This window comes from Labedella phragmitis, assembly GCF_004078635.1.
GTDB classification, from domain to species: domain Bacteria; phylum Actinomycetota; class Actinomycetes; order Actinomycetales; family Microbacteriaceae; genus Labedella; species Labedella phragmitis.
On sequence record NZ_RZNB01000003.1, the window covers coordinates 287,761 to 312,625 of the forward strand.

A 24,865-nucleotide genomic window follows, 5' to 3' on the forward strand; every position below is an offset into this window, starting at 1 on the left:
GCTGTCCGGATGGCAGCCTCCGAGACCGCGACGGCATCCGCGAACCTCTCCGTCGTGTGGTTCCGCGACGACCTCCGCGTGGCCGACAACGGCGCTCTCACGGCCGCCATCGCGCACGGCGGTACCGTGATCGCGCTCTACGTGCTCGACGACGTGAGCGACGAGGCGCGCGCCCTCGGGGGAGCCGCCCGGTGGTGGCTGCACGGCAGCCTCGAGGTGCTGTCGGCGCGGCTCCGCGAGCTCGGCGTACCACTCGTGCTCCGGGAAGGACCGGCGGAGGCCGTCGTCATGGGGCTCGTCGAGGAGCTCGACGCCGAAGCGGTCTTCTGGAACCGCCGCTACGGCGCCGAACGCCACATCGACGAGTCGATCACGTCGCGCCTCCGCGACGCGGAGATCGAGGCCACGAGCTTCCCGGGCTTCCTGCTCAACGAACCGTGGGATGTCCAGACGGGCGCCGGAACTCCGTACGCCGTCTACTCGCCGTTCTGGAGGGCGAGCCTCGACCGGATCGCCCACCACCCCGTGCCCGAGCCGCTCCCCGTCCCTCCCGCCGCGGGTGCTCCCGCACCGAACGTCCCGGGCGACGATCTCGCCTCGTGGCGCCTGCGGCCCACCTCGCCGGACTGGGCGACGGAGATCGCCGAGCGCTGGACTCCCGGCGAGGACGCCGCCCACGACCGACTCGGCGAGTTCGCCGACGCGGAGCTCGTCGACTACGTACGGTCGCGGGATCACCTCGATGTCGACGAGACGTCGCGGCTCTCCCCGCGGTTGCGCTGGGGAGAGCTCACGCCGCGACAGGTCTGGCACTCCGTCGCCCACCAGCAGTCCGAGGCCGCACGCACCTTCCGCTCGGAGCTCGGCTGGCGGGAGTTCGCGTGGCACTCGCTCTACGCACGCCCAGACCTCCACGAGCGCAATTGGCGCGTCGACTTCGACCTGTTCCCGTGGCCGCCGCTCGATCAGGAGGCACTGAGGGCCTGGCAACGCGGCCTCACGGGCTTCCCCCTCGTCGACGCCGGCATGCGCGAGCTCTGGCGGACGGGCACGATGCACAACCGCGTCCGCATGGTCGTCGCGTCCTTCCTGACGAAGAACCTGCTCATCGACTGGCGCATCGGCGAGCGCTGGTTCTGGGACACCCTCGTCGACGCCGATGCGGCGAACAACCCCTTCAACTGGCAGTGGGTCGCGGGCAGCGGCGCCGACGCCGCGCCGTTCTTCCGCGTCTTCAACCCGGAGCGGCAGCGCGACACGTTCGACGCGAAGGGCGCGTACGTCTCCCGCTGACTCCCGGATCTCGGACAACCCGGATACCCGGAGCCGATCGTGGATCTCGCCGCCTCGCGACGTGCGGCGCTCGACGCGTGGGAGTCGATCCGGAGGTGAGTGCGCCGTGCCGCGCCGGCGCAACCCCCCGGCTCGGGAGTGGACCTCCCCCTACTGTGGGGGACGATCGGGACGCCGTCCGCGCCCGCTCCCTCACCGAAAGGACGCCATCATGAGTATCGGACTGGGAATCTTCTTGTTCGTCGTCGGCGCCATCCTCACCTTCGCCCTCAACGTCACGCTCGACTGGATCGACCTCGATCTCGTCGGTTACCTGCTCATGGGCGCCGGCGCCGTCGTCACGATCATCGGGATCGCGCTGCTCGCGCGTCGTCGCCAGACGGTGACGACGGAGCGCAGCGGCGTCGACCCCGTCGCGAACGAGCGCGTCACGCGTCGTTCGACGGAGTCGGACCCGCTCGCCTGAGCCGGGCATCCCGCACCACCGTGACGACGCTCGACCGAGGTCTCCCTGAGTAGCGGTCGCGGCCTCGACACGAGCGCCATCACCGACGCGGTCCTCTCCCCCTTCACGGGGAGCGGGCCGCGTCGTCGTGCGCTCAAGCGGCGCGCGAAGAAGATCAACGACAATCCCGCCGTGTGGATCGCAGCGCGTGTCGGACTCGCCGCGAACGGGCTCATGCACATCATCATCGGCGGGGTCGCCGTGGGCGTCGCGCTGGGGGCCGGCGGGGACGCCGCTCAGTCCGGTGTGCTCACGGCCATCGCCGTCACTCCCGGCGGGTTCCTCGTGCTCTGGACCACGGCGGTCGGTCTGTGGGGCCTCGCGCTCTGGCAGTTGACGGACGTGGCCTGGGTCGGAACGCGCGACTCGGCGAAGATCGCCTACCGTCGGACGAAGGCACTCGGGAAGGCCGTGGGATTCGCGAGCGTCGGCGTGCTCGCGGCCTTCGTCGCGATGGGCGGGCGCTCCGACGGGGACTCCACCGCCCGCAGCTTCAGCTCGTGGGCGCTGTCGTCGCCCCTCGGCGGCGCCGTCCTGATCCTGACCGCCGGGCTCGTCGGCGCGCTCGGCGTCGGCTTCGCCGTCCGCGGAGTCATGCGCACGTTCCGCGAGGACCTGACGATCCCGCCCGGGACGCTCGGCCCCGTCGTGACGGGGGTCGGCATCATCGGCCACATCGCGAAGGGGATCTCCTTCCTCCTCGTCGCCGGCCTCCTCGTGTCCGCCGCCGTCGTCGCCGATCCGGAGCGGGCCGGCGGGCTCGACGGGGCGCTCTCGGCCGTTCGAGACCGCCCGTACGGACCCGCACTGCTCCTCGCGATCGCGATCGGCCTCATCGCGTTCGGCGTCTACCTCGGAGCGCGCGCCCGCTACTTGCGGCGCTGACGATGTCGCCGTCGTGCGGTGACGGGCTCAGGCGGGGAGCAGCACCACCGGAACCGGTGAGTGACGGACGATCTTCGTGGCGCTCGAGCCCATGAACACGCGAGCGACCGGTCCCCCGGGCTTCGAGCCGACGACGAGGACATCTCCCGGCGCCCAATCCACCTCGTCGACGGCGGCGCGCCAGTCGGCACCCACGGCGATCGTCGTCTCGACGCCTGCGCCGATGAGCCCGCGCCTCCGCAACGAATCGACGGTCGACTGGACGCCCGCCGTCCATGCGGCGAAGACCTCCTCCTCGGCGTCGAGACCGACCTCCGGGGGAAACATCGCCGGTCGACGGAGACCGAAGGTGACGACACGGACCCGAGCATCCAACGGCGCCGCGAGTTCGGCGAGGCGCTCGATCGCGGAGACCTCCGCCTCGTCGCCCGCCCATGCGAACGTGAGCCGGTCGATTCCGTCCTTCGGAGCGCGGTAGGCACGCGGCGCGACGGCGACGGGCACGGGCGACGAGTGGACGAGCCGATCGGCCGTCGAACCGAGCACGACCTGCCCGAGGCTGCCGTCGGCGGCCGATCCGAGCACGATCACGGTCGCGTCCTCGTCCCGGGCAGCCTCGACGAGAGCGGCGGGCACCGATCGTCCCTCGACCCGACGGAACGCGACGTCACGGGTCGGTGCGAGTTCCGTCAGTCGTGCCCGTGCCGCTGCGAGGTCCTCGTCCGCGGTGCGCCTCGACCAGTCGATGAACTCGGCGTCCACACGCGAGATGGAGGGGGTCCCCCAGGAGCGCCGCGCGGCCGTGACGACCGTGAGGGGGACGCCGAGGGCGTCGGCGAGCGCGACCCCGAGCTCGAGCGCGTCGCGCGCGCCCCGACCGTCGGCGTATCCGACCAGGACGGTCACGACCGAGCCCCTCCGCCGGGCCCCGCCGTCGGGCCGACCTCGACCGGGGTGTCGTTGAGCTTGCTGTGGCGCCGTCCCCACAAGAGGTAGAACGCGAGGACGACGAGCAGCCAGCCGAGGAACCACAGGTACGTGCTCCAGTGCAGCCCCGACAGGATGTAGAGGCAGGCAAGGATCGAGAGGATCGGAACGACGGGGTAGCCGGGCACCTTGAATCCGCGCGGCAGGTCCGGCCGCGTCCGACGGAGCACGATGACGCCGAGCGACACGACGATGAACGCCACGAGGGTGCCGATCGAGACGAGGTCCCACAGGCTGTCGAGCGGCACGAATCCGGCGAGCAGGCCGACGGCGATCGCCACGACGATCGTCGTGTTGACGGGCGTCCGGAGCGTCGGGTGCACGCGTGCGAACACCGACGGCAGGAGGCCGTCTCGGCCGATGGCGAAGAGGATGCGCGTCTGGCCGTACATCGTCACGAGCGTGACGGAGAAGATCGAGATGACGGCGCCGATCGCGAGGATGGTCCCGGGCCATGCCGCACCCACGACGTTCTCGAGGATCTTCGCGAGGCCGGCCTCAGCTTGGTCCTCGTCCGAGAACGCCTGCCACGGCTGCGTGCCGAGAGCCGACACCGCGACGAGCAGGTAGATGACGACGACGGTGATGAGAGCGGCGATGAGCGCCCGCGGCAGTGTCTTCTGCGGGTCCTTCACCTCGTCGCCCGCCGTCGAGACCGCGTCGAGCCCGATGAAGGTGAAGAAGATCGTGCCGGCGGCCGCCGTGATGCCCGTGACACCGTTCGGTGCGAAGTCGGCGAAGTTGTCCGCGTTGAAGGCTGTGAACGCGACGGCACTGAAGCCGAGCAGGACCGCGAGCTTGATGATGACCATGACCGCATTGGCGACAGCAGACTCGCTCGTCCCGCGGATGAGCAGGATCGCGCACATCACCACGAGCACGACGGCCGGGAGGTTGATGATCCCGCCCTCGAACGGTCCTCCCTCGAGAGCGTCGGGAATGCCGAAGCCGAACAGGTTCGAGATGAGCAGGTCGACGTAGTCGCTCCAGCCGACGGCGACGGCGGCCGTCGACACTCCGTACTCGAGGAGCAGACACGCCGCGACGCCCATCGCGACGATCTCGCCGAGTGTCGCGTACGCGTAGGAGTACGTCGACCCCGAGACGGGCACGGCCGACGCCATCTCGGCATAGCAGAGGGCGGAGAGACCCGCGGCGAGTCCGGCGAGGAGGAAGGCGACGATGACGGCCGGTCCTGCGTCGGGGACGGCCTCGTGCATCACGAAGAAGACGCCCGTCCCGACGGTCGCGCCGACGCCGAACATCGTGAGCTGGAACGCGCTGAGGTTGCGGGCGAGGCCCCCGGGCGAGGAGACGGGAGCCGAGATGGGCTTGCGACGGAACAGCTGCTGACTCGTACTCACGCGATCCCCGTTCGTCGGCGCGATCGACCGGTCGGCGTCGCGAAGCTGCACGATGTTGACCGATCGTAGAAGCGCCGGGCGCGCGACACAAGCCGCCGGGCGACGCTCCCGGGTCGTGTCAGCGGGGGTCGAGCCGACCGACGAGCGACTCGATCGCCGACACGTCGGGCACGAACCAGACGTGCGCCCCACGATTCGACTCCACCACGAAGGCGGAGAGAGCCGCGCTCCCGGCGATGGTCTCCGAGATGTCGCCGACGATCGCGATCGCGATGCGGTAGGTGACGAACTTCTGCAGGAACTCCCCCGCGAAACCGGTACTCAAGTCGAAGAACAGGGGATCGAATCGACCGACGGGGACCGCGACGACCGTCGCGTGCTCCGAGAACGCCGCTTCGAGGAGCGTGGTCGCGTCGTCCGGTGTGGACAGCGCGCCGCCCAACTCGTCCACCAGGAGCACCGTGTTCTCGCCGTACGTGATCGATTCCATGCCCCGACGCTACACGCCTGATAAGCCCGCGCACCGGGCGGACCGAGCGTCGCGACGACCGCGACGGGCGTCACCGCTGCCGGAGGACCTCGGCGAGCGCGCGCTCGTCGGCAGCGCGCGAGAAGGGGATCTCACGCCCTCCCGCTTCGAGTTCGAGTCGCTCGATCGCTTGGTCGATGGTCGCATCATCGAGGAGATCGGCGAGCGCCACCGTGAGGAAGCCGGGCTGATCGCCCTCCCGGCGGCGCCGTCGCGCCCGCGGGAACGGACGGACGACGTGCGTGAGTCTGGCGTCGATCACGCGCGCTCGCGTGCGCCCCACGTCCGTGACGGCGAGACCGACGGTGACGTCGCGCCCGTGCCGCGTCATGCGGTCGGCGACGCACACGGCCGTGACGACGGACCATTCGAGGAGCGGCAGGTGAGCGAGGTGCACGCCCGCAGACGACAGCCCGATGACGATGCCGCCCTCCGGGGCGGACGAGGCGAGCAGCCGACGCCGGCGTGCGCGCGCGGCCTGGGCGATGGCGCCGGCGGACGCGGCCGCGGCGAGTGCCGCGAGGGACAACGAGAAGCCGAGGGGCGAGCTGCCCGCATCGGTGAGGACGACGACGGCCAGGACGGCGAGCACGAGTGCACCCGCGAGAGCGATGCCCCCGACCCAGAGGCCGAAGCGCGCCCGGCGGTGCACGCGCGCCGCGAGCGCGGCGGAGATCTCGGCCTCCAGCCGATCATCTCCTGCGCGACGTCCGAACACGTCCGACACCACCAGCACCTCCCGTGTCACCCGCGCCACCGTAACCCGTCCGTGAATCCCCCGGATGGGTACGACGACTGCTTGTGGAAACGGAGGGCGCCGACCGACTTGTGCGACGCCGGAATCGGAGGAGTTCAGGCTTCGTCGAGCACGAGACGGTAGCCCCTGCCGGGCTCCGTCAGCAGATGCTGCGGCTCCGACGGGTTCGCCTCGAGCTTCTTCCGCAACTGCCCGACGTACAGGCGCAGGTAGCCGCTGTCACCCGTGTGGTGCGAACCCCAGACCTCGGTGAGCAGGTGCTCGCGCGAGACGAGGCGACCGGCGTTGCGCGCGAGCAGTTCGAGGATCTTCCACTCCGTCGGAGTCAGCCGGATGTGCTCGCTCCCGCCGCCCGTCGGCGCCGCTCGACCGACGGAGCGGGAGGCGAGATCGACCGTGACACCTCCGAACGCGATCACGGGATCGCTCGCGGCGGCGGGGCCGACCCGGCGGCCGAGAGCGCGCACACGCGCGAGCAGTTCGTCGATGACGAACGGCTTGGTGACGTAGTCGTCGGCTCCCGCGTCGAGCGCGTCCACCTTGTCGGACGCATCGGTGCGGCCCGAGACCACGAGGATCGGCATCGTGGACCAGCCCCTGACGGCCTCGATGACCTCGACGCCCGAGAGACCCGGCATGCCGAGGTCGAGCAGCAGGAGGTCGGGGTGCTGCTCGATGACGGCGTTGACCGCCGCCGTGCCGTCTGGAGCGGTCACGACGTCGTACCCGCGCGCTCCGAGGGTCACGCGCAATGCTCGGACGAGTTGCGGATCGTCGTCCGCGATGAGGATCCTCACGAGTCCATCCTCCCGCTGTCGACGGTCGCGAGCGAGACGACCATCGTGAGTCCGCCACCCGGCGTGTCCTCGGCCTCGAGAGCGCCGCCCTTCCCCTCGGCGAGCACGCGGGGCAGCGCGAGTCCCAGATAGACCCCGCGCCACACCGTCCACGCGGATCAGGAGCTCGGGGGGACGGGAGGGCCGATGACGAGGAGCGCGACGAAGACGAGCGTCACGACCACGAGCGCCGACAGGGCAGCGATGACGGGGCGCCGAAGCACCCATGCCTGTACGCGCTCGAGGGGGTTTCCGGGCACCTCGCCGCCCGCCGCGAGCCGCCAGCTCCCGTCGAGCCGGCCGCGCCGATCCATCACGACGTCGAAGGGGATCGTGGCGAACGGCACGACAGCGCTCGCGAGCCCCAGCAGACCCGTTCCGACGGACCACCGCTTGTCGACCCAGACGAACACCGTCACCGCGACGAAGCACAGGAAGACGAACCCGTGGACGCCCCCCGCTGGCGGGACGAGGGCCTCGGTCGTCCGCGTCACGTACTTGAGGAACATCGCCGTGAGCAGGAACGCCCACGTGACGGCTTCGGCGATCGCGACGGCGCGGAACAGGAGTCGGGGGGTCATCGGTTCAACGCTAACGCGTGGAGGTCACGGCTCGCTGGGGAGGACGCCCGCGGCCAGGATGACGGTGATCGCGGAGCGCGACAGACGACGGGGGTTCATGGTGATGCCTTCGGGTATGAGCGCCTCGGGTCGGCGCGCGATTCACGCTGGACCCACGGTCGATCGCGCGATATCACCCGCCCAAAGGACGTACCGTTGGCAGTGCAGGACGACGCTGTCCGAGATCAGGAGATGCGATGACCCACGTGAACGACGCGACGAATGGCGCCGCGAGCACCGACGGCTGGCGACGGGCCGGAGGACAGCGCTCCACGGCCGGCGACGACAAGTCGAACTGGGCGGGCAACTACACCTACACCGGACAGATCGTGGTTCCCGGGTCCCTCGACGAGGTGCGCGCGATCGTGACGTCGGGCCGACGGGTCCGAGCACTCGGCACCCGGCACTCGTTCAACGCCCTTCCCGACAGCGAGGTCCTCGTGCACCTCGGCGGCCTGCCGTCCGACCCCGTCGTCGACGACGAACGACGCACCGTCACGGTGGGGGCGGCGACGCGCTACGGCGACCTGGCCCGGTACCTCCACGGCGAGGGGCTTGCGCTCCACAACCTCGGCTCCCTTCCACACATCTCGGTGGGCGGTGCGACGGCGACGGGCACCCACGGCTCGGGTGACGCCAACGGAACGCTCTCGAGCGCCGTCTCGGCGCTCCAACTCGTCGTCGCGAACGGCGACGTCGTCGAGGTGGACCGCTCCACCGAGGGCTTCGACGGGATGGTGGTCGGGCTCGGGGCCTTCGGCATCGTCACGCGCGTGACCCTCGACGTGCGACCGACCTTCGACATCCGTCAGGACGCGTTCACCGGGGTCGCCTGGGACCGCCTCATCGAGGACTTCGACGCCGTCATGGGCTCCGCCTACAGCGTGAGCGTGTTGACGCGGTGGGCGTCCGACACGATCGACCACATGTGGCTCAAGACCCTCGTCACGGAGTCGACGCCGGACCTCATCGACGCGACCCACCTCGGAGCCGTCGCCGCTCCGACCTCGGAGACCGTCGACGAGCAGCCGTCCAACCTCACGAGCTTCGGCGTCGCCGGCCCCTGGTCGGAGATGCTCCCCCACTTCCGGCTCGACTCGACGCCGAGCGCCGGCGAGGAGATCCAGACCGAATACCTCGTGCCGCGCGACCGCATCCGGGAGGCGCTCCGCGCCCTCCGCGGGATCGGCGACCGCATCGACGCCGCTCTCCTCATCACGGAGCTCCGCACCGTCGCGGCCGACGATCTGTGGCTGAGCGGCGCGTCGGGCCGCGACGCGGTCGGGGTGCACTTCACGTTCGTGCCCGACGCCGACCGGGTCAACGCCGTCGTGCCCGCGATCGAGGAGATCCTGCTCCCGCTCGGCGGTCGGCCGCATTGGGGCAAGCACTTCCTCGCGACGGCGGCCGATCTCGCTCCGCTCTATCCGCGGCGCGACGAGTGGGCGGCGCTCGTGGAGCGCTACGACCCCTCGGGCGTTTTCCGCAACCGCTTCATCGAGGAGCGCGTCCTCGGCGACTGACGAGGCGTCACCCCTCGTCGCCAGCGCCGAACGTCTGCTCGTCGTCGGCCGCAGCGTCCGTCGCGTCGGCGGAGGGCTCCTCCATACGTCCGTCGCGCGGAATGACGAGGCCCTCCTCCGGGGAGGCGCCGTGGCTGCCGCCGGCGATCTGGTCGACCGTCAGCAGACCGTCGGGGTCGCGCGGGTCGCGCTCTCCCGTGAGGCGCTCGCCCACGATGGCGGCGTCGTTCGCGGTCTGCTGGGCACTCTCGTCGCGCTGAGGATCCGACATGGTTCTCCGTTCCCGATCGTCGTGACGGGCGAGACATCGCACCGCCGCGACGCCAGACTTTATGGTTCTCGCGGGGATTGTCAATGCCCTGTGCCTGCTTCTTCCGACGGATAGCGTGGGAACCGGTTCGGATGCAGGACAGGTTCACGAAGCAGCGGCACCCTCGGAGAAGGGGTGATCCGTAGGCTCGGGGCCTCGCGTTCGGCGTGGGGGTGGAGTGTGTCGGGTCATTCCACCCCCACTCTTTTTCTTGTCGCCCCTCCGGGGAGACGCGCCTTCGGCGCGCCCGCGAGCGGCAGGTGGACCGGAACGCCCGACATCGCGACAGCACTGGAGGAACGATGAGCGACAGCACGACGACCGACAGCGGTGCGAGCAGTACGAGCACCGCCGACCCCACCCGCACCGCGATCGTCACGGGATCGGACTCCGGGATCGGCCGCGCGACCGCCGTGGCCCTCGCGCGCGACGGCTTCGACGTCGGAATCACGTGGCACTCGGACGAGGGCGGAGCGAACGAGACCGCCGAGCTCGTCCGGCAGCACGGCGTCCGAGCCGTCGTGGCTCAACTCGACACGACGGACCTCGAGAACTGCGGAGACGTCGTCGACGGCCTCGCCGATGAGCTCGGTGGACTGCACGTCTTCGTCAACAACGCCGGCATGGGTGAGCACACGAAGTTCCTGGACCAGACGATCGAGGACTGGCGCAAGGTCATCGCCGCCGACCTCGACGGGGCCTTCGTCTGCATCCAGCGCGCCGCCAAGCGCATGGTCGCCGCCGGCAACGGCGGACGCATCATCGGCGTCACGAGCGTGCACGAGACCCAGCCTCGCGTCGGGTCGTCGGCCTACGACGCCGCGAAGCACGGCCTCGGCGGGCTCCTCAAGACCGTCGCGCTCGAGCTCGGCCACCTCGGCATCACCGCGAACGCGGTCGCCCCCGGAGAGATCAACACCCCGATGAACTCGACGGAGGACGTCGACGCTCGTGAGATGGAGCGCCCCGGCGTCCCGCTCGGTCGACCGGGCAACCCCGAGGAGATCGCCGACGTCATCGCGTTCCTCGCCTCGCCCCGCTCGTCCTACGTCACGGGCGCCTCGTGGGCCGTCGACGGCGGCATGCTCAACATGGGCCCTCAGGCCGGCTCCCACCTCGAGAGCAACGACTGGCGCGAGAACTGACCACCAGCAGCGGAGCGCGACGCACCCAACGGAGCCGGCTCGACCGGACATCGCAGGACCGAAAGGATCACTCATGAAGGCACTCACCTGGCAGGCCAAGCGGAACGTGAGCGTCGAGGACGTACCGGACCCCCGCATCGAGAAGCCGACCGACGTGGTCATCCGCGTGACCTCTGCGGCCATCTGCGGATCGGACCTCCACCTCTACGAGCTGTTCGGACCGTTCATCGGCAAGGGCGACGTGCTCGGCCACGAGACGATGGGCGTCGTCGAGGAGGTCGGCCCGGAGGTCACGCGCGTCAAGGTGGGCGACCGCGTCGTCATCCCGTTCACGATCGCGTGCGGCGAGTGCTACATGTGCAAGCGCGGCCTGCAGTCGCAGTGCGAGACGACCCAGGTGCACGAGTACGGCACGGGGGCGTCGCTCTACGGCTACACGAAGATGTACGGCGAGATCCCCGGCGGCCAGGCCGAGTACCTGCGCGTGCACCGGGCCGACGCGAACTGCATCGTCGTCGGGACGGAACTGCCGGACGACCGATACCTGTTCTTGAGCGACATCCTGCCGACGGCCTGGCAGGCCGTGCAGTACGCGAACGTCCCGGACGGCGGCAGCCTCGGCGTCTACGGGCTCGGGCCCGTCGGGCAGTTCTCCGCGCGGATCGGCGCCTACCTCGGCTACGAGGTCTATGCGATCGACCCCGTTGCCGAGCGCCGCGCCCTCGCCGAGAAGTACGGTATCCGGACGTTCGATTCCACGAAGACGGTGATCGAGGAGATCCGCGACGCCACCGACGGTCGCGGACCCGACGCCGTCGTCGACGCCGTCGGTATGGAAGCCCACGGGTCGCCCGTCGCGGCCGCCGCCCACGCCGCCATCGGACTCCTCCCCGACGCCGTCGCGCGACCCGCCATGGAAAAGGCCGGCATCGACCGCCTCGCCGCTCTCCACGGGGCACTCGAGCTCGTGCGCCGAGGCGGCACGGTGTCGATCAGCGGCGTCTACGGCGGCGAGGCCGACCCGATGCCGATGAAGTCGATGTTCGACAAGCAGGTCGCGATGCGGATGGGGCAGTGCAACGTCGCGCGCTGGACGCCGACGCTCCTGCCGCTCGCCGAGCGCGACGACGACCCGCTCGGCACCGCCGATCTCGTGACCCACCGCGTCCCCCTCGCGGAGGCCCCCCACATGTACGAGGTCTTCCAGAAGAAGGAGGACGGCTGCATCAAGGTCGTTCTCGACCCCGCGGCGTGAGGGGCGTCGGGCTTCCCGCCTGACCAGGATCCCGATCAGGAGCCGTCGTCGCCTTCCTCCAGCATCGCTGCGAGGAGGGAGACGGCGGCTTCCGTCGTCTCGGAGACGACCTCGGCGGGGTCGCCGTCGAAGTGGAACTCCCGGACCTCGATACGATCACGGAGGGCGACGGCGATGAAGGCCGTGCCTTCCGGCTGGCCCTCCTCCTGCCCCGGGCCGCCGACACCGGTCGCCCCGATCGCCGCGTCGGCTCCGAGCAGCGAAGCGACTCCGCGGGCGAGCTGTTCGGCGCAGGACGCGGTGACCACTGGCCCCCGCTCCACACCGAGCACGCCGAACTTCACCTCGGCGTCATACGCGACGACACCGCCGGAGAACCACTCCGATGCACCGGACCCGGCTCCGAGGCGCGACGCGATCGCACCGCTCGTGAGCGACTCCGCCACCGCGACCCTGATGCCTGCCGCGGGAGCCCGCTCCGCGATCCTGTCGACGGCGTCGCGCGTCGCGCCCGAACCGGTGTCGTCCGTTGAAGAGGTCATCGTGCTGGTCCTGCTCTGCTGTCGTGCTTCGATCCTCGTGACACCGTGACACCGTGACACCGTGACACCGTGGCACGAGCGATCAGCGTCCGCTTACTGCTCCGGCGGCTCGGGGCAGTCGTCGAGGTCGAGTCCGCGGACGGAGAACGACGCCGTCATGAGGCGCTCGAGCCAGACCTGGTTGAGCGTCGGGGGCTTGCTGCCGTTGAAACGGAAGTGCAAGTGGCTGTGCTCGTTGAGCCAGATGGAACTGCGGCCGGAGCCGAGGGCGAGCGAGTACGACCACGACAGCAGGAAGCTCTCCTGACGACGGAGCTTCTGACTGATGACGAACTTGACGTGCGCGAGTTGACGATCTTCGAACTCGAAGGTCTCGGTACCGTAGATGAGGGAGGCCATGCGATGACTATGACACTCGTTGCGACGATTCCCGAAATTCACGTCGCTAGACAGACTAAGTGACAGTCAATCCGCCGTTTCGGAGCGACAATCGAGAGGCGGGCCCACATCGGCCCCGACCTCGCGTCACTCGGCCGCAGTCGGCTCCGCGACCGCATCGACGTCGAGACCTCTCGACGCGTACGACGACTCCATCATCATGGAGAGCCACTGCTGGTTGAGCACGGGCGGTTTCGCCTCGGCGAAGCGGAAGTGCAGATCGCTGGACGCGTTCACCCACACCGAGCTGCGACCCCGCCCGTCGCGATGAGTCCAGGACAGCAGGAAGCTCTCGCTCCGCCGGAGCTTCTGGGTGATGACGATCTTGACGTGCGCAAGCAGTCTCTCGTCGAATTCGAACGTTTCGCTCCCGTAGATCAGAACGGCCATGACGGACATCGTAGAGGAAGCGCGGCACGCTCGCCTCCCGCGATTCTCTCCGGATCCGTGGAGCGAGAGAAGCACACTTCTCCTCATCCCGGCAAGGACTTTCCCGCCGGAGACGCTTCTCGTTACCGTCAGGCCGTCGTCGTTCACCGGAGCGAACACGCGTTCGTCGCGCACGGCGGCAGAAGGAAAGGGAAGTCATGAGGAAATTCACTCGCTCGCTCGTGGCGGTCGGAGCCGTCGCCACGGTCGCCGCCATGAGCGCCTGCAGCTCGGGCAGCGGCGGAACGGGAGGCGGGGACGCCTCGTTCGGAACCGAGGCCACCGGCACGCTCAACGCGTGGGGGTTCGAGAACGCCGACGACGTGGGCACGTCGCGGCTCGACTACGCGGCCGAGCAGCTCGGCGACGTCGAGGTCAAAATCGATCAGACGTCGTTCGACGCTCAGAAGTTCACGACGCGCGTCGCGGGCGGCAACGTGCCCGACGTCGTGCAGATGGACCGCCGCTTCGTCGCGACGTACGCCTCGCAAGGGCTCATCATGCCCCTCGACGAGTGTTTCTCCGCACACGACGTCGACCCCGCGTCGACCTACTACGAGTCGGTGCTCGACGACGTCACCTACGACGACGGCGTCTGGGGAGTGCCGCAGTTCTACCAGCCGCCGGCCATCATCCTGAACAACCGCGTCCTCGAAGCCGCGGGTGTCACACCGGAGGAGATCGACACATCGAAGCCCGACGTCCTCCTCGGCGCGATCGAGAAGATGTACCAGGAGAGCGGCGGCAACCCGACGCTCATCGGCTTCGACCCCGTCGCCGGCGGGCAGGCCGGTCTCTGGATCCTCGGCGCGGGCGGAACCCTCGTGGAGGACGGCAGGCCGACGCTCGACGACGAGTCGAACATCGCGGGTCTCGAGCTGCTCAAGAGCATCACCGACGCGCAGGGCGGCTACGCGAAGGTCAAGAGCTTCACGGACTCGTTCGACACGTTCGGTGAGAACAACCAGTTCGTCGCCGACCAGGTCGGCGCGCAGGTCAACGCCCAGTGGTACGTGAACGTCCTGAGCCCGTATGTCGACTCCCTCGACATCTCGGCCGTGCCGTTCCGCGGGGGCGACGGCGAACCCTTCGCCGTCGCCGGCGGGCAGGCCTTCGTCATCCCGGCGAACGCGAAGAACCCCGACGCCGCGTGCTCGTGGGCTCTCGAGCTCACGAGCCTCGATGCATGGAAGGCGGCGGGCGAAGCCCGTGCGGCGACCCTCGAGGAGACGCCCGGTGCGATCAACGCCGGACTCTTCACGGGGTCGCCCGAGGCCGACACCTTCGTGCGTGAGCAGTACGTGGGCGAGAGCGGCAACGCCGGTTTCGACCAGACCATCTCGACCTACTACGACGCCGTGGAGAACGGCGAGACGTTCGGCGCATCGCCCGCCGGTCAGCAGATCGAAGCGGAGTTGAACAACGCGGTCCAGTCGGTGCTCCTCGGAGACAAGACCCCGGAGGACGCTCTCGCCGACGCCCAGAAGGCCGCGATGCGGGCCTACGACCAGGCCGTCGGCTGACCAGCGGCTTCCGCTCACGACGAGCCCGGCGCGGTGCGCCGGGCTCGTCCGTTGCCGGGTGCGGCCCTCGATCGTTGCGCCATTCGAAGCGCAGGACCCTTCGACGAGTTCAGGACCGAAGCGGGGGCGGACCGGGACAACGGCACCACACTTGCTGAGCTCGGACGCCGGCGGAGACGCGGGAAGGGCCCGGGAGCGATGCTCCCAGGCCCTTCCGTTCGTGGTCGTCTGCTTACTTGAAGGCGTCCTTGACGTTCTCGCCGGCCTGCTTCAGGTCGGCCTTCGACTGGTCCCCACGACCCTCGGCGACCTTCTCGTCGTCGTTCGTCGCGTGGCCGAAAGCCTCCTTGGCCTTGCCGGCAAGCTTCTCGGTGGTGTTCTCCACCTTGTCGTCAGCACCCATGTGATCTCCCTTCGATGGTTCGACCGCCGGTGGGATTCCCGACGTGGCAGCGACGGTACGCCGAAGGGGGCGGGCGGGCGTCCCCTTGCGCAATCGCAGATGAGCGCTTAGAGCCCGCAGCAACCGCACCGCGAGAGAAGCGCTTCTCGAAGAATCATCCCCTTGACAATCGGGAGGAGCAGTCGGCGAAGCACGCTTCTCCTCGGAAAGCAATGTGTTGAACGAGTCGCTTCTCGGGCCCTAACGTCCGATCGGGACCTCGGCGCTGCCGGGGTCGCTTCGAGGAGGGTGCACCATCACGATGACGCAGACGCGATCACAGCACACCCCGGTCTCCGAGATCCGGGTGCGCACGTACAACAAGAGGGAAGCGATCGCCGGCTACCTGTTCATCAGCCCGTGGATCATCGGCTTCCTCGTGTTCACCGCCGGAGCGATGGGCTACAGCCTCGCCATCTCCATGAGCGACTACAACCTCGCGACGGGAGAGATCGCCCCCACCGGCTTCGACAACTACGCCGGCCTCTTCGAGGACCCGAAGGTCGCCCTCTCGCTCGGCAACACCCTCTTCTACGCGATCCTCGCCGTGCCGTTCGAGATCGCCTTCGCGCTCCTGCTCGCTTTCGTGCTCAACCGGGTCGGCCGCGGCGCGGGCTTCTTCCGCACGGTCTTCTACCTGCCGCGGATGACGCCGACCGTCGCGACGGCGGCGATGTTCCTCCTGCTGCTCAACGGCAACACCGGCGCGATCAACCAGTTCCTCCGCATCTTCGGAATCGAGGGCCCGCAGTGGCTCATCGATCCCGACTGGGTGAAGCCGTCCATCGTGCTCATGACGCTGTGGGGCGTCGCCGGTACCATGGTCATCTTCCTCGCCGCTCTCAAGAACGTGCCCGTCGAGCTGTACGAGGTGTCCGCGCTCGACGGGGCCGGCCCGGTCCGCCAGTTCTTCTCGATCACGGTTCCGATGATCTCGGGCGCGATCTTCTTCAACGTCATCGTCCTGACGATCGCGGCGCTGCAGGTGTTCGACCAGGCGTACCTGCTCTTCTGGCGCGACCAGACGAACGCGTCGCCGGAATCGTCGCTCTTCTACGGCGTCTACCTCTTCCAGCAGGCGTTCCGTCAGTTCAACTTCGGCTTCGCGGCCGCGATGGCGTGGCTGCTGTTCGTCATCATCCTGCTCATCACGCTCGTGCAGGTGAAGGTCAGCAACCGATTCGTGTACTACGAGGGGGACAACCGATGAGCGCATCGACCGGAACGACGACCGGGCGCGGACCGGGCGAAATCGACGGTGCTCGCCCGGACGGCGGCGGCGTCTCGCTCGACAGCGGACCCCTCGCGACCCTCCCGCCCGAGTTCGACGCTGAACTCTCGGAGCGACAGGCCGGACCGGCCAGCGCCGAGCGCCGGTTCGCGGGCGACCGCCGGTACCGGACGCGTCGGCGGGTCCTCAAGGGCGTGCTCTGGGTCCTCCTCGCGGGCTTCAGCGCCCTGTTCCTCTACCCGTTCGTGTGGCTCGTCTCGGCGAGCCTCAAGCCGCGCGGGGAGGTCTTCGACAACCGACTCATCCCCAACACGATCCTTCCCGGCAACTACGCCGAGGTCTGGAACCAGCTGCCGCTGTTCTCCTGGATCTTCAACAGCCTCGTCATCGCCCTGCTCGCCGCGGCGTTCGTCGCGATCTCGAGTTCGCTCGTCGCCTTCGGCTTCGCCTACTTCCGCTTCCCGGGGCGCGGGCTGCTCTTCGGCCTCGTCCTCGCGACCATGATGCTGCCGGGAGCCGTGACGATGGTGCCGCAATACCTCATCTGGAAGAACCTCGGGCTCCTCGGCACGTCGCTCCCGCTGTTCGCGGCCAACCTCTTCGGCTCGGCGTTCTACATCTTCCTGCAGCGGCAGTTCTTCCTCGGCCTGCCGAAGGAGCTGTTCGAGGCGGCGCGCCTCGACGGCGCGAGCTACTTCGGGCTGTTCCGGAGGATCGCCCTGCCGCTGTCGATCCCGTCGTTCGTCATCATCTTCCTCTTCGAGTTCCAGGCCAGCTGGAACAACCTGCAGGGCGCGCTCATCTACCTCAACGCGGGAAGCGTCGAGGGCTTCACCGTGCCGCTCGGCATCTCGTACGCGATGACGACGTTCAGTCCCACGAACGGCGGTCACGGCGACTATCAATACGTGATGGTCGCGAGCGTCATCGTCACGATCCCCATGCTGATCCTGTTCGCATTCGGTCAGCGCTACTTCATCGAGGGCGTCGCGACCCAGGCCCGCAAGGGCTGAGCCCCTTCTCTGTGCCGCCGACACTGTCAAGCGCTTGAGGGCGGCGGCACTCCAGAGGAGGCTGCCGACATGAATCAGGACGAGGGGCGCGGCCGGGACGACGGACAGAGCAGGGACGCGGGAGATCGAGAGGTCGTCGGGAGTCGACGGTTCCGCGGCGGCGGCCTCCGCCTGTTCGCCCGTCGAGGCCAACGGGACAGGACCCCCATCGCCGACGGCTCCGTCGCCCTGTTGGCCGAGGGCTACCTCTTCGGGCGGCACCGCTTCCAACGCGCCGGGACGGACGTCTTCGACACCCGGCTCATGCTCCGGCCCGCGACCGTCGTCTACGGCGCCGACGCCGCGCAGATGTTCTACGACGGCGAGCGCTTCGGGCGAGAACGCGCCATGCCCACGTCCGTCATGCACCTCCTCCAGGACGAGGGCAGCGTCCAGTCGCTCACGGGGGCGTCACATCGCCGGCGGAAGTCCCTCTTCGTCGAGCTCCTCATGGACGACGGGGCGATCGAGGATCTGCAGAGCGTCTACCGCAACGAGTGGTCGCGAGCCGTCCGGAGTTGGACGGGCGAGGTCGTGCTCCACGACGAACTCACGATGATCCTCACGCGCACGGCCCTGCGCTGGGTCGGCATCGCTCCGTCGACCGTCGACGTCGAGCGGCTCCGAGCCGACCTGATCGCGATGATCGACAACGCCGGCTCGTTCGGCCCGGCCAACTGGCTTGCGAGGGGCCACCGCCGTCGTGCGGAGCGCTGGGCGCGCGATGTGCTCGCGCTCGAGAGGCGCGAAGCGGCGCGCTTGCGTCGGACGGGGCGGAAGAACTCGCCGGCGGACGCGCGCCAGTCACCGGTCCGGCGTCTGGCGACCGCGACCGGCGACGACGGCGAGCTGCTCCCGGTCGAGGTCGCGGCCGTCGAGCTCCTCAACGTGCTGCGACCGACCGTCGCGGTCGCGCGCTTCATCGTGTTCGGCGCGCACGCGATGAATCGTTGGCCGGGTTGGCGGCGACGCCTCCGCTCGGGGGCCTCACCCGACCGGGACGCGCTCCTCCTCACCCACGAGGTGCGCCGGTGCTATCCCTTCTTCCCCGTCGTCGGCGGTCGCGCATTGCGGGACTTCGAGTGGCGGGACCGCTCCTTCGCGGAGGGTGACTGGGTGCTGCTCGATCTCTACGCGACGAATCACGACGAACGCATCTGGGGCGACTCGACGGTCTTCCGCCCTGACCGCTTCCGCGATTGGGACGGCGACCCGTTCACGCTCGTCCCGCAAGGCGCCGGCGACGTGTCGACGGGACACCGCTGCCCCGGAGAACGTGCGACGGTCGCCCTCATGCAGACGGCCGTGCTCGAACTCGCGCGGCTCGACTACTACCTGCCGGAACAGGACCTGAGCATCGCTCTCAACCACTTCCCCGCTCTGCCGAAGAGCGGCTTCCGGATCGGGCTCCTGCCACCGGCTCGCGCACGGAGCGGATCGCTCCGCCCGACCCGCGCGGGCTCGAGGGGACCGTCGAGACGAGGCGCTCCGGCGCAGCGACCCGGCCACGGCGCGCCGGGAGTATAGGGCCTGCCTTCCGAGCGGGAAACGGCGCACCGGCCGTTTGTCGTTCTCCCCTCCGGCACGGGAGCATGGAACCCGACACCGGATCATCGACGAGAGGACCGACCATGTCCACACGCTCCACCGACGATCGCCAGAGCCTCCGAGACACGTCGCTCGGCTCCCTCATCGGGCGGCTGCCCGAGCTCATCTCGCGACTCATCCGCGGCGAGATCCAACTCGCGAAGCAGGAGATGACGACCAAGCTGAAGTCGGCGGGAGTCGGTGTCGGCCTCCTCATCGGTGCCGCGATCCTCGGCATCATCTTCCTGCAGATCATCCTCGCTGCGGCCATCATGGCCTTGTCACTCGTGCTCCCGGCGTGGGCGTCGGCGCTCATCGTCGGCGGTGTCGTGCTGATCATCGTGATCGTGCTCGCCCTCATCGGCCTCAAGGCCCTCAAGACGGGCGTTCCGCCCGTCCCGACCGAGGCCGTCGAGAACGTCAAGGCAGACGTGCGCGCGTTCAAGGGCGAGGGCGAGTATGACAGCGCCAAACGCTGACGACTCTCCCGACGCCCATGACGGTGCCGAGTCCCTGGCGGACGCGACCGACGCCGTCGAGCAGGCGCGTGAGGAATTCGCCGCGACGCTCGACGCCATCGAGGAGAAGTTCGATCTGACCCACCGCTGGCGGGAGATCTCCGCCCGGGTCCGGACACGCGTGACCGAGCAACCGGCTCCCGTCGTCGCGATCGTGATCGCCTGCACGGCGGTCGCCGCCCTCACCGTCTTCCTCACCGTCCGGTCCCGGGGCCGCTGACGCATCGGCGTGGCCGCACGACCGTCGTCCTACCGGCGTACGCCACCGGCTAGTCGGCTCCCCTCCGGCTGTCAAGGTGCTGACCCCCCAACGGGGTGACCCCTAGCGTTGAAGAGCGGGCGATCGAGGAGGATCCCCCGCGAGAGGTCCTCCGCCGACGCGACGGACCGGACGAACCGGCACCGGCCGCACACCGGCGCCGACGGCGACGCACGCACGCACGACGGCGCGTCTGAAGGGGAACAGCACCATGACACTGGACATCCATTCCACGCGGACCGCCGCCGGGCGAGCACGCGCGGCCGCCGCACGCACGACACCGGAGTCGACGACACGATCGGTCAGCACGCACAGCACGCTCATCCGCGCGGGGGTCGTCGAGACGGTCGCGCACGAGGAACTCGTCCTCGACCGCGTCTCGCCGAGCCTCCTCCGCGTCATGCGCGACGACCGGGTTCTGGGGTTCGTCGAGCACGTCGGCCGCGTCTACGTCGCCCTCTCCGGCGAGCACTACGACCGCGCCGTCGAGGTCGCCCAGTCGCTCGACGTCACGCGAGCCGCCCGCTCGCTCGTCTGACCCGGCACACGCCACCGTCGGCCCGCACGGAGCCCGACGCACGCTCCACTACCCATACGACGACACGAGGAGGACACCGATGAGCGCTCTCATCATCACCACCAACTACGGAGTCGAGCAGGACGAGCTCACGAAGCCGCTCGCGGCTCTCCGTGATGCCGGTATCGATGTGACCGTCGCGGCCGTCTCGACCGACCCCATCCAGACCCTCGTCGGCGACAAGGACCCCGGCGAGTCCGTCTCCCCCGACACGACCATCGCCGCGGTCGACGCCGGCTCCTTCGATCTGCTCGTCGTCCCGGGCGGCACGATCAACGCCGACAACCTCCGCCAGGAGTCCACCGCCGTGGACCTCGCTCGCGCATTCGCGAGCGGCGGAAAGACCATCGCATCGATCTGCCACGGCCCGTGGCTCCTCGTCGAGGCCGGTCTCGCCGAGGGCAAGAACCTGACCTCGTGGGCGAGCCTCCAGACCGACCTGCGGAACGCCGGTGCGACGTGGACCGACCAGGAGCTCGTCACCGACTCCGAGGGCGGCTGGACGCTCATCACGTCGCGTTCGCCCGAGGACCTGCCCGCGTTCACGGGTGCGATCGCCTCGACGGACTGAGCTCGGCCGGGGCGACGACGCGGGCCCGCGACGTCGCCTCCGAACGATGGGAGAGTGAGCGGGATGAAGATCACACGCATGTCCGTCGTCTTCGACACGGACGATCTCGAGGCGGAGAGCTCGTTCTGGGCCGAGATCACCGGCGGCACGGTCGAGCGTGACGACGACTGGCACTCGCTGTCGGTCGACGGCGAGCAGCGTCTCGCGTTCCAACTGGCGCCCGACCACGTCCCGCCGCGCTGGCCGGACGGCGAGCCGCAGCAGATCCACCTCGACCTCGTCGTCGACGACATCCGCTCCGCTCACGACGAGGTCATGGCCGCCGGGGCGCGGCTTCTCAAGCGAGCGGACGATCTCGACGCCGCCGAGGGATTCCAGGTGTACGCGGACCCGTCCGGGCACCCGTTCTGTCTGTGCTGGGAGTGAGAGGGCGCGGCACCGTAGCCCCCGAACCTGGAGATCGACAGGGGCACCGTCGACCGGCCGGTCGTGGTTAGCCTGACATCATGCCCGCCCGTATCCGCTCCATCGAAACCCGGGTGCCGGACACCGTGATCTCCCAGGAATCGGTGCGCGACATCTTCCGAAGCCAGCCCGGCACCTCCCGCCTCGCACAACGACTCATCGGAGCCGCGTTCGACGCGTCCGCGATCGACACGCGCCACACCGTCATCGCCGAACTCGCCGATCCCGGCGCCGCGACAGGGCGATGCGACGATGACGACGGGCCGCCGACCTTCTACTCCCGCGAATCCGGCCTCATCCTCAACCCGGGGACGGGAGTCCGCAATGACGTCTACACGCGCGAGGCGCCTCCCCTGCTCATCGGCGCGGCGCGAGACGCGCTCGACTCCTCCGGGTTCGACCCGTCCGATGTGACCCACGTCGTGACCGTGTCCTGCACGGGTTTCTTCGCTCCAGGCCCGGACTACCGGCTCGTCCGCGCGCTCGGACTCGGCGTCGACACCCAGCGCTACCACCTCGGATTCATGGGCTGCTACGGCGCCTTCCCCGCGCTCCGGTCCGCGGCGCAGTTCTGCGCCGCGGATCCCGACGCCGTGGTCCTCGTCGTGTGCGTCGAGCTCTGCACCCTCCACATCCGATCGTCGGACGACCCCGATGCCATCGTCGCCTCCTCGGTGTTCGCCGACGGGGCGGCCGCCGCGATCATCACGGCCCGCGAGGACGGCGGCGCCGGTCCCTCCCTCGAACTCGACCACTTCTCCACGACGATCACGAGCGACGGAGAGGCCGACATGGCCTGGACGATCTCGGACCACGGTTTCGAGATGGTCCTGAGCAGCTACGTCCCGCAGATCATCGGGCGCTCGATCGAGGCCGCCCTCGCCCCGGTGCTCGGCACCGTCGACGGCGCGGTCGCCGACCCGTCCGGGTCGATCGAGCGGTGGGCCATCCACCCCGGCGGCCGGAGCATCCTCGACCGCGTGCAATCGACACTCCGCCTCGACGACAGCCAACTGGCACCGTCACGAGAGGTGCTCCGATCGGTGGGCAACATGTCGAGCGGGACCGTCCTGTTCATCCTGCGCTCGATCCTCCACGACGAGGGCTCCGCCGCCGACCGCACGGGTGACGCCGAGCGCGTCTGCGCGATGGCGTTCGGGCCTGGCCTCACCGTCGAGTCCGCCATGATGACGCGTCGGAGCTGATGATGGATCCGGCGTCGCGTTCGGCCGGGGCTCGAGGTGGTCCCCGAGACCGGCCGAGCCTGCGCGAGCGCGCCGCCGACCTGACCGAGCTCATGGACGATCCGCAGTGCGACCCCGTCGCCCTCGACCGCACCTACGCCCGGTTCGGACTCGTCAATCGACTCGTCTCGGGCTGGCGCGGCGTCTACCGCACCAGGATCCGCCCGCTCGCCCGGCACGTCCGCTCCTCCACGGGTTCGCCCCTGTCGATCCTCGACATCGGCTTCGGGGGCGGCGACCTCCCCCTCGCGCTCGCGCACTGGGCGCGGAAGGACGGCATCGACCTCACGATCACCGGGATCGATCCCGACGAGCGCGCGTTCGCGTTCGCATCGCGTCGGCGAGTGCCTCCGGGAGTCGCCTTCCGCCGCGAGGGCAGTGCCGACCTCGTGTCGCGCGGCGAGAGGTACGACCTCGTGATCTCGAACCACGTGCTCCACCACCTCGATTCCTCGGCGCTCGACAACGTCCTCCATGACTCGGCGGTACTCGCGCGCCATCTCGTCATCCACAACGACATCGAGCGCGGCCGAATCGCCTACGCCGGGTACCAGGTCGGCATCACCCCGATCGCACCCGGATCCTTCCTCCGCACCGATGGACTGCGCTCCATCCGCCGCAGCTACACGGCACCGGAGCTCGCGCGCGTCGTCCCGACCGGCTGGCGGGTCGAGCAGCACGCGCCGTTCCGCGTCCTCGCCGTGTTCGACGCGCACCCGACGGAGGCGACGCCCTCCTCGCCCGGGAGGACGCCGGCGTGATCGACGTGCTCGTGATCGGTGCCGGAGCGGCGGGCCTGTTCGCCGCCGCCGCATTCGCCCGCGCGGGTCTCGAGGTCGAGGTCTGGGAGAAGCGCAGCGATCGAGCGATGCTCTCGCGCGCGATCGGCGTGCACGCCCCCGCGCTCGCTGCCCTCGACGACGTCGGTGCGGCGGAACCGCTGCTCGCCGAAGCCGTCATGGTCCGCCGCGGGCACGCGCGCATCGCGCCCGTGATCGGCACCGGAGTGCGGCCGCGACACGTCGGCACGGTGTCGTTCGACGGGGTCTCGCGGCGCTTCCCCTTCGTTGCGACGCTCCCGCAGCACCGCACCGAGGCGATCCTCGAGGACACGGCGCGCGGAGCCGGCGCGCCCGCCGTCCGCTACGGCGTCGAGGTCGTCGGTGTCGCACCCGACCCGCGCGGGGTGACGGTCCGCGGCGAGCACTCGGATCGCGCCGGCTCGTCACGGGAGCAGCAGCGGAGCCGGGAGACGACGCAGACCCGTGCGCGATTCGTCGTGGTCGCCGACGGACCCGACAGCCCCGCGCGTCGTCGCCTGGGCATCCGGACGAGCGGGCGCGCGTACCGTGATCGCTACCTCATGGGCGACGTGGCCGACCCCACTCGGGACGGCGACGACGCCGTCGTCACCCTCACCCCCGACGGCGTCGTCGAATCCTTCCCGCTCCCCGGCGACGTCCGTCGCTTCGTGGCGCACACGCCCGTGCTCCTCCCGGATGCCGGGCCGGACGTCCTCGCGCGCCTCGTCGCGACGCGAACGGGCGTCGTCCTCGATCCGGCGACGGCCACGATGGTGAGCGCCTTCGGAGTGCGCCGGTCCATCGCCGAGCGCTTCGCGGTCGGGAGCCGGGTCGCCGTCGTGGGCGACGCGGCGCACGAGATCAGCCCCATCGGCGGCCAGGGCATGAATCTCGGCTGGCTCGACGTCGCGGCCCTCGTGCCCGTCGTCGTCGACCTCCTGCGTGGTGACGGTGACGGTGACGGTCTCGCCAGGTGGAGCCGCGAGCGGCGCACGGCGGCCGTCTCGGCGGCACGGCAGGCGGAGTTCAACATGGCCCTGAGCGCACCCGGTTCCGCAGCGGGCGTCAGGGCGCGCGGGCTCGTGCTCGCGCGCGCCGTCGCGGGGACGAAGGGGGCGCGGCTCGCTCGCGTCTACGCGATGGGCGGCGACTGAGCACCCTCTCGTTGGATTCCG

The 24,865-nt window shown here is 69.7% G+C and carries 29 protein-coding genes and 1 pseudogene; 18 read left to right on the forward strand and 12 right to left on the reverse strand.

Annotated features, from left to right (window positions below):
• The first annotated feature begins 9 nt into the window (after window positions 1-9).
• The 3 genes and pseudogenes from ELQ90_RS09430 to ELQ90_RS09440 all read left to right on the forward strand — a co-directional run bounded on the left by ELQ90_RS09430 (window position 10) and on the right by ELQ90_RS09440 (window position 2,683).
• Window positions 10-1,392: pseudogene (locus ELQ90_RS09430) on the forward strand (cryptochrome/photolyase family protein).
• Between the two features lie 112 nt (window positions 1,393-1,504).
• Window positions 1,505-1,759: a DUF6458 family protein gene (locus ELQ90_RS09435; protein ID WP_128495005.1), complete on the forward strand. Its 255-nt coding sequence runs from the start codon at window positions 1,505-1,507 to the stop codon at window positions 1,757-1,759.
• A 171-nt stretch (window positions 1,760-1,930) separates the two neighbouring features.
• On the forward strand, window positions 1,931-2,683 hold the full coding sequence (locus ELQ90_RS09440) for a DUF1206 domain-containing protein (RefSeq protein WP_128495006.1): 753 nt from the start codon (window positions 1,931-1,933) through the stop codon (window positions 2,681-2,683).
• A 27-nt stretch (window positions 2,684-2,710) separates the two neighbouring features.
• On the opposite strand, the gene ELQ90_RS09445 is transcribed toward ELQ90_RS09440, so the two are convergent.
• The 7 genes from ELQ90_RS09445 to ELQ90_RS09470 form a co-directional block, all read right to left on the reverse strand.
• Window positions 2,711-3,589, reverse strand: a complete 879-nt coding sequence (locus tag ELQ90_RS09445) for a universal stress protein (protein WP_166408957.1) — start codon at window positions 3,587-3,589, stop codon at window positions 2,711-2,713.
• Window positions 3,586-5,034: an amino acid permease gene (locus tag ELQ90_RS09450; RefSeq protein WP_128495218.1), complete on the reverse strand. Its 1,449-nt coding sequence runs from the start codon at window positions 5,032-5,034 to the stop codon at window positions 3,586-3,588. Before ELQ90_RS09450 ends, ELQ90_RS09445 begins: the two co-directional genes overlap by 4 nt.
• A gap of 118 nt (window positions 5,035-5,152) precedes the next feature.
• Window positions 5,153-5,524, reverse strand: coding sequence for a DUF4180 domain-containing protein (locus ELQ90_RS09455; protein ID WP_128495008.1), 372 nt, complete (start codon window positions 5,522-5,524; stop codon window positions 5,153-5,155).
• 70 nt (window positions 5,525-5,594) lie between these two features.
• Window positions 5,595-6,290: a hypothetical protein gene (locus tag ELQ90_RS09460; protein ID WP_166408959.1), complete on the reverse strand. Its 696-nt coding sequence runs from the start codon at window positions 6,288-6,290 to the stop codon at window positions 5,595-5,597.
• 125 nt (window positions 6,291-6,415) lie between these two features.
• Window positions 6,416-7,117 carry a response regulator transcription factor gene (locus tag ELQ90_RS09465; protein WP_128495010.1) on the reverse strand — a complete coding sequence of 234 codons (702 nt, stop codon included), beginning with the start codon at window positions 7,115-7,117 and terminating at the stop codon, window positions 6,416-6,418.
• Window positions 7,114-7,263, reverse strand: a complete 150-nt coding sequence (locus tag ELQ90_RS16600) for a hypothetical protein (RefSeq protein WP_166408925.1) — start codon at window positions 7,261-7,263, stop codon at window positions 7,114-7,116. Before ELQ90_RS16600 ends, ELQ90_RS09465 begins: the two co-directional genes overlap by 4 nt.
• 12 nt (window positions 7,264-7,275) lie before the next feature.
• Window positions 7,276-7,737, reverse strand: a complete 462-nt coding sequence (locus ELQ90_RS09470) for a DUF3817 domain-containing protein (protein WP_128495011.1) — start codon at window positions 7,735-7,737, stop codon at window positions 7,276-7,278.
• Window positions 7,738-7,973: 236 nt separating this feature from the next.
• Here ELQ90_RS09470 and ELQ90_RS09475 point away from each other — a divergent pair, with 236 nt between their 5' ends.
• Window positions 7,974-9,299 carry a D-arabinono-1,4-lactone oxidase gene (locus tag ELQ90_RS09475; protein WP_128495012.1) on the forward strand — a complete coding sequence of 442 codons (1,326 nt, stop codon included), beginning with the start codon at window positions 7,974-7,976 and terminating at the stop codon, window positions 9,297-9,299.
• 7 nt (window positions 9,300-9,306) lie between these two features.
• Here ELQ90_RS09475 and ELQ90_RS09480 read toward each other — a convergent pair whose 3' ends face one another.
• Complete coding sequence (locus tag ELQ90_RS09480) at window positions 9,307-9,570, reverse strand: hypothetical protein (RefSeq protein ID WP_128495013.1); 264 nt, start codon at window positions 9,568-9,570, stop codon at window positions 9,307-9,309.
• Window positions 9,571-9,911: 341 nt separating this feature from the next.
• Between ELQ90_RS09480 and ELQ90_RS09485 the strand changes: the two genes are divergently transcribed.
• Window positions 9,912-10,754 carry an SDR family oxidoreductase gene (locus ELQ90_RS09485; protein ID WP_128495014.1) on the forward strand — a complete coding sequence of 281 codons (843 nt, stop codon included), beginning with the start codon at window positions 9,912-9,914 and terminating at the stop codon, window positions 10,752-10,754.
• 73 nt (window positions 10,755-10,827) lie between these two features.
• The gene (locus tag ELQ90_RS09490) at window positions 10,828-12,009 is read left to right on the forward strand and encodes an alcohol dehydrogenase catalytic domain-containing protein (protein WP_128495015.1); all 1,182 of its coding nucleotides are present in this window, start codon (window positions 10,828-10,830) and stop codon (window positions 12,007-12,009) included.
• Window positions 12,010-12,044: 35 nt separating this feature from the next.
• On the opposite strand, the gene ELQ90_RS09495 is transcribed toward ELQ90_RS09490, so the two are convergent.
• From ELQ90_RS09495 to ELQ90_RS09505, 3 genes are all read right to left on the reverse strand, one after another.
• Window positions 12,045-12,551 carry a CinA family protein gene (locus ELQ90_RS09495; RefSeq protein ID WP_128495016.1) on the reverse strand — a complete coding sequence of 169 codons (507 nt, stop codon included), beginning with the start codon at window positions 12,549-12,551 and terminating at the stop codon, window positions 12,045-12,047.
• 93 nt (window positions 12,552-12,644) lie between these two features.
• The gene (locus ELQ90_RS09500; RefSeq protein WP_128495017.1) at window positions 12,645-12,950 is read right to left on the reverse strand and encodes a DUF7882 family protein; all 306 of its coding nucleotides are present in this window, start codon (window positions 12,948-12,950) and stop codon (window positions 12,645-12,647) included.
• A 126-nt stretch (window positions 12,951-13,076) separates the two neighbouring features.
• The gene (locus tag ELQ90_RS09505; RefSeq protein WP_128495018.1) at window positions 13,077-13,379 is read right to left on the reverse strand and encodes a DUF7882 family protein; all 303 of its coding nucleotides are present in this window, start codon (window positions 13,377-13,379) and stop codon (window positions 13,077-13,079) included.
• A 197-nt stretch (window positions 13,380-13,576) separates the two neighbouring features.
• On the opposite strand from ELQ90_RS09505, the gene ELQ90_RS09510 reads away from it, so the two are divergent.
• A complete protein-coding gene (locus tag ELQ90_RS09510; RefSeq protein ID WP_128495019.1) occupies window positions 13,577-14,941 on the forward strand; it encodes an extracellular solute-binding protein in 1,365 nt (454 codons plus the stop codon).
• A gap of 232 nt (window positions 14,942-15,173) precedes the next feature.
• Here the strand turns inward: ELQ90_RS09510 and ELQ90_RS09515 are convergent, their stop codons facing one another.
• Window positions 15,174-15,344, reverse strand: a complete 171-nt coding sequence (locus ELQ90_RS09515) for a CsbD family protein (RefSeq protein WP_128495020.1) — start codon at window positions 15,342-15,344, stop codon at window positions 15,174-15,176.
• Between the two features lie 301 nt (window positions 15,345-15,645).
• Here ELQ90_RS09515 and ELQ90_RS09520 point away from each other — a divergent pair, with 301 nt between their 5' ends.
• From ELQ90_RS09520 to ELQ90_RS09570, 11 genes are all read left to right on the forward strand, one after another.
• A complete protein-coding gene (locus ELQ90_RS09520) occupies window positions 15,646-16,593 on the forward strand; it encodes a carbohydrate ABC transporter permease (RefSeq protein ID WP_128495021.1) in 948 nt (315 codons plus the stop codon).
• Complete coding sequence (locus ELQ90_RS09525) at window positions 16,590-17,627, forward strand: carbohydrate ABC transporter permease (RefSeq protein WP_128495022.1); 1,038 nt, start codon at window positions 16,590-16,592, stop codon at window positions 17,625-17,627. Before ELQ90_RS09520 ends, ELQ90_RS09525 begins: the two co-directional genes overlap by 4 nt.
• A 69-nt stretch (window positions 17,628-17,696) precedes the next feature.
• Window positions 17,697-19,193: a cytochrome P450 gene (locus ELQ90_RS09530; RefSeq protein WP_128495023.1), complete on the forward strand. Its 1,497-nt coding sequence runs from the start codon at window positions 17,697-17,699 to the stop codon at window positions 19,191-19,193.
• A gap of 104 nt (window positions 19,194-19,297) precedes the next feature.
• Complete coding sequence (locus ELQ90_RS09535) at window positions 19,298-19,732, forward strand: phage holin family protein (protein WP_128495024.1); 435 nt, start codon at window positions 19,298-19,300, stop codon at window positions 19,730-19,732.
• Window positions 19,713-19,991: a hypothetical protein gene (locus tag ELQ90_RS09540; protein ID WP_128495025.1), complete on the forward strand. Its 279-nt coding sequence runs from the start codon at window positions 19,713-19,715 to the stop codon at window positions 19,989-19,991. The genes ELQ90_RS09535 and ELQ90_RS09540 overlap by 20 nt, the downstream gene beginning before the upstream one ends.
• A gap of 250 nt (window positions 19,992-20,241) precedes the next feature.
• The gene (locus ELQ90_RS09545) at window positions 20,242-20,568 is read left to right on the forward strand and encodes a hypothetical protein (RefSeq protein ID WP_128495026.1); all 327 of its coding nucleotides are present in this window, start codon (window positions 20,242-20,244) and stop codon (window positions 20,566-20,568) included.
• A 79-nt stretch (window positions 20,569-20,647) separates the two neighbouring features.
• Window positions 20,648-21,178: a type 1 glutamine amidotransferase domain-containing protein gene (locus ELQ90_RS09550; protein ID WP_128495027.1), complete on the forward strand. Its 531-nt coding sequence runs from the start codon at window positions 20,648-20,650 to the stop codon at window positions 21,176-21,178.
• A gap of 63 nt (window positions 21,179-21,241) precedes the next feature.
• On the forward strand, window positions 21,242-21,604 hold the full coding sequence (locus tag ELQ90_RS09555; protein WP_128495028.1) for a VOC family protein: 363 nt from the start codon (window positions 21,242-21,244) through the stop codon (window positions 21,602-21,604).
• An 80-nt stretch (window positions 21,605-21,684) separates the two neighbouring features.
• Entirely contained in the window at window positions 21,685-22,848 is a 1,164-nt protein-coding gene (locus ELQ90_RS09560; protein ID WP_128495029.1) for a type III polyketide synthase, read from the forward strand.
• Window positions 22,848-23,648 (forward strand): class I SAM-dependent methyltransferase, encoded by an 801-nt coding sequence (locus ELQ90_RS09565; protein ID WP_243696104.1) that lies wholly within the window; start codon window positions 22,848-22,850, stop codon window positions 23,646-23,648. The genes ELQ90_RS09560 and ELQ90_RS09565 overlap by 1 nt, the downstream gene beginning before the upstream one ends.
• On the forward strand, window positions 23,645-24,844 hold the full coding sequence (locus ELQ90_RS09570; RefSeq protein WP_128495030.1) for an FAD-dependent oxidoreductase: 1,200 nt from the start codon (window positions 23,645-23,647) through the stop codon (window positions 24,842-24,844). The genes ELQ90_RS09565 and ELQ90_RS09570 overlap by 4 nt, the downstream gene beginning before the upstream one ends.
• The last annotated feature ends 21 nt before the right edge of the window (window positions 24,845-24,865 follow it).